General features: G+C 67.7%; 4 protein-coding genes. 2 read left to right on the forward strand and 2 right to left on the reverse strand.

Going from position 1 to position 3,568, the window contains the following annotated elements:
• Positions 1-131: 131 nt before the first annotated feature.
• On the reverse strand, positions 132-782 hold the full coding sequence (locus G6048_RS47310; protein WP_165345788.1) for an MOSC domain-containing protein: 651 nt from the start codon (positions 780-782) through the stop codon (positions 132-134).
• A 172-nt stretch (positions 783-954) separates the two neighbouring features.
• On the opposite strand from G6048_RS47310, the gene G6048_RS47315 reads away from it, so the two are divergent.
• Both G6048_RS47315 and G6048_RS47320 read left to right on the forward strand, forming a co-directional pair.
• On the forward strand, positions 955-1,335 hold the full coding sequence (locus G6048_RS47315; RefSeq protein WP_328829084.1) for a pyridoxamine 5'-phosphate oxidase family protein: 381 nt from the start codon (positions 955-957) through the stop codon (positions 1,333-1,335).
• Between the two features lie 80 nt (positions 1,336-1,415).
• Positions 1,416-1,958: an MOSC domain-containing protein gene (locus G6048_RS47320; protein ID WP_165345790.1), complete on the forward strand. Its 543-nt coding sequence runs from the start codon at positions 1,416-1,418 to the stop codon at positions 1,956-1,958.
• A 125-nt stretch (positions 1,959-2,083) separates the two neighbouring features.
• Here the strand turns inward: G6048_RS47320 and G6048_RS47325 are convergent, their stop codons facing one another.
• Positions 2,084-3,151: a hypothetical protein gene (locus G6048_RS47325; protein ID WP_165345791.1), complete on the reverse strand. Its 1,068-nt coding sequence runs from the start codon at positions 3,149-3,151 to the stop codon at positions 2,084-2,086.
• Positions 3,152-3,568: the final 417 nt, after the last annotated feature.

The raw sequence follows: 3,568 nt of genomic DNA on the forward strand, positions 1-3,568 counted from the left end.
GCCCCCAAGCCCCCAGCCCTCGACCCGTCGTCTGCCCATTGTCTCCGCCGCTGTCGGCGTCAGTGCTGGGAGCCCAGGCCGGAAGCACGCAGCCGCCCGGGGCAGCCGACGATCCCCCTGAAATCGGTCACCTATGCGGTCGTACGCCTGCGGACCAGATCCTTGCTCTCCTCTGGCAACGCGTCGGCGACCAGCAGCCGTGACAGCAGTTCCGGTTCACGTGTCATCGCACGGAAGACGAGCGCGACGGTCACGTCGTGGTCAGGGCGGTGCACGATCTCGACCGCATCGGCAGCGCGGATGTCCCCCGGCTCGATCACGCGCAGATACGCGCCCGGCAGCGCGGCCTGCGCGAACCGCTTGATCCACCCGTCACGCTCCAGCCAGCCCTGGAACGTCGCGCACGGGATCCGCGCGCACGACACCTCCAGGACGACGTCCGGCCCGATGCGCCAGCGCTCGCCGATCAGGGCTCCGTTGACGTCGAGGCCGATGGTCGTGAGGTTCTCCCCGAAGACACCGTTGGCAAGCGGCCTGCCCAACTCGGTCTCCCATCCGTCGAGATCCTCGCGGGCATACGCGTAGACGGCCTGGTCGGAGCCGCCGTGGTGCTTCACGTCGTAGACCCGGTCGCCGACGAGACCGACCGCGCCGGTGCCCTTGGGGCCGGGGGCGATGACGGCGACCGGGCCGTCGACGGGCCGCTTGTCGATGCCTGTCGCGCTGAGGCCCTTCCATGGGTTGGGGCGGGGCCTGCCGACATTGACGGAGAGCAGCTTCATGGAGGTGACGGTACGGTCCGCTGCACCCCGAGGGCGACACATTTCCCTGCCACTGCCGCGCTCGCGGCGTGGGAGTAGGACGCATGCCCGAGGTGGTCTGGGCCGTCGGACCGAGGCGTTCTCGCGGGCGTGCGGGTGAGATGGGTGGATGAGTGATTCCGAGTCTCTGCCTGTGGCTGTTCGCGACCGACTGGCCCTGGAGAAGAACGTCTGGCTGTGTACCGTGCGGCCGGACGGGTCTCCCCATGTGACGCCGGTCTGGTTCGTCTTCCTGCGGGGCAGTTGGTGGATCGGCACGGACGTGAGTTCGGTCAAGGTCCGCAATATCGAGAAGTTCTCGCGGGTCTCCCTGGCGTTGGAGGACGGCCGGCTTCCCGTCGTCGCCGAGGGAGAGGCGGTGCTGCACCGAGGATCGTTCGCCGCGGAGATCACGGATGCCTTCACGGTGAAGTACGGAGGATGGGACGTCTCCGCCCCGTACACACCGGGCGTGGACCGCGTACTGCTCGAAGTTCCCGTACGGCGCTGGCTGTTGGCCGGTATGGCTCAATGATCGCCCGGGCACGACGTAAGGGGATGTAAGAGTTAGGGTCGCGGCTGATTAAGTCGCTGAAGATGGGGGCTCCAGGGATGATGAGCGGGATAGTTACGGCGGTCAGCAGCAACGGCGAGTACTCGTTCACCAAGCCGAACCGGGACAGCATCACGTTGCTGGCCGGGCTCGGTGTGGAGGGTGACGTGCATGCCGGCGTGACGGTCAAGCATCGTTCGCGGGTCGCGCAGGACCCCACTCAGCCGAACCTGCGCCAGGTTCATCTCATCCACGAAGAGCTCTTCTCCGAGGTCGGTGCGGAGGGATTCGCGGTGGCGCCCGGTGACCTCGGCGAGAACATCACCACCCGCGGCATCGATCTGCTCGGCCTGCCGGTCGGCACGCTGCTGCGTATCGGCGATGGTGCGGTGCTGGAGGTGACCGGCCTGCGCAACCCCTGCCTGCAGATCGACAACTTCCAGGACGGGCTGCTGAAGCAGGTCGTCGGCCGTGATGAGGCCGGGAACATCGTGCGCAAGTCCGGAATCATGAGCATCGTGAAGGAGGGCGGCGTGGTGCGGCCCGGCGACACGATCGCGGCGGAGCTTCCCAGCGGCCCGCACCGGCCCCTGGAGCGGGTCTGATCTCGCTCACCGAGCGGCTCTGAGTCCGCCCACCATCGGCCCGCCCGGCCAGTGGTGCGCCGGAGGGCCGTCACCCGGCGGGACAGTCGGGTGACGGCCCTCTTTCTGCCCCCGTCCTCAGGTGGTCAGTTGTACATTCGCCAGTCGTAAGTCAGCTGGTAGTGACCGCCGTGACCCTTGAAGTCGAGGGTGCGGTCCGTGCTGTTGTCCTGGCCGCCCGGGAAGCGGCTGGTCAGCGACGAGATGGTGGTGCTGACCGTGATCGGCTTGAAGACCTCGTCGCCCCACAGGCCCTTGAGGTAGTCGAAGACCAGGCCGACCACGAAGCCCACCGCGACCCCGATGGCGATCCCGAGGGGCCCGCCGGGGGAGCCGATCGCTCCTCCGATGGCGGCCGCGAGTGCCGCGGCGACCTTGGCCTTCACCTTGTCGAGGAGTTCGTTGAGGAAGTCGGCGAGGCCGCCCCAGTCGACCTCCGCGGGGACCAGCGTGACGAAGTACGTCTTGGGGAACGTGACCTTGCTCTGCTCGGTGAGGCTGAAGTGGGTGAAGCGCCTCGGCGGCGAGTACGTCTGCACGCTACCGGTGCTGAAGCTGCGTACACGGAACGCCGAGACCTTCTTGGTGTCGCCGTCCTCGTCCACGGACGTGCCGCCCAGGTCGATCTCGTCCTTGCCGATCTCGCTCGTCTCGTCCACGCACTTGACCCGGTGGATCCGCAGCTCCAGGTTGCGCAGTTCCGGGAAAGCCGCCGCGGACGCCACCTCCTGCGCTGTCAACGGGCCGACCAGCGCGTCGGACATCCGCTGCAGTTCCTCGACCGGGAACTTCATCCGCGCCGGGAGCGGTGTCTTGCGGACCTGCTCGTCGACACCGGACGACGACTTGAGGTCGACCTTGGCGAGGTCGCCGAGCCGCTTGGTACGCGCCGCACCGCCCCGCAGCTCCACCGCGATCCGGTCCGCGGCCTGCTTCTGCTGGGCTTCGGGCAGCGTACGGAAACGCCGGGCGAGTATCTGCTCGGTGCTCTTGGCGTCGGACGGCATCGGGTACTTGCCGGGCTCCGCGTGGTGCGCGGCCACCTTGTCGGCGGCGAGCTGGAATTCCAGCGCGACGCGTTCGGCGATGGCTTTGACCTTGGCGCTGGGTATGCCGGTGACGACCAGTTCTTTGTTGTCGGTGGTGTTGGCCATGCGAATCCTTCCCCCAGACGGCCATCCAGATGGCCATCTCGCCGGCCGGCCCCGAGGGGACCGGCCCTAGTGATGGCCTGCGGTGGCCTGTGATGCCTGCGATGGCACGAGGCCAGACGCTAGGCCGCCGGTGCCGGGAGGGGACCTGGGGAAGGACCCGGGAGAATCCCCAGTCCTGCTACGGAAGCGGCGGTTCCACTCGGTCGCGGCGTGGATCGGCGGCAGCGCGATCAGGAAGCCGTCAACAACGGTTGCCGGGCATAACAGTTACGGAATGCTGGTAATCGGGGCCGTAACCCCCATACGGACCAGGGGGTTTCGGTCGTCGAACGCTTGCACTTTAGGGCTGGGGTGTCCGGGTTATTCGACGGGGATGTAACAGCGGTTAATGGGGCGGGCGGGTGCGGGAGATTCGGG

The sequence above is a fragment of the Streptomyces ureilyticus genome (assembly GCF_011045025.1).
Taxonomy (GTDB): domain Bacteria; phylum Actinomycetota; class Actinomycetes; order Streptomycetales; family Streptomycetaceae; genus Streptomyces; species Streptomyces ureilyticus.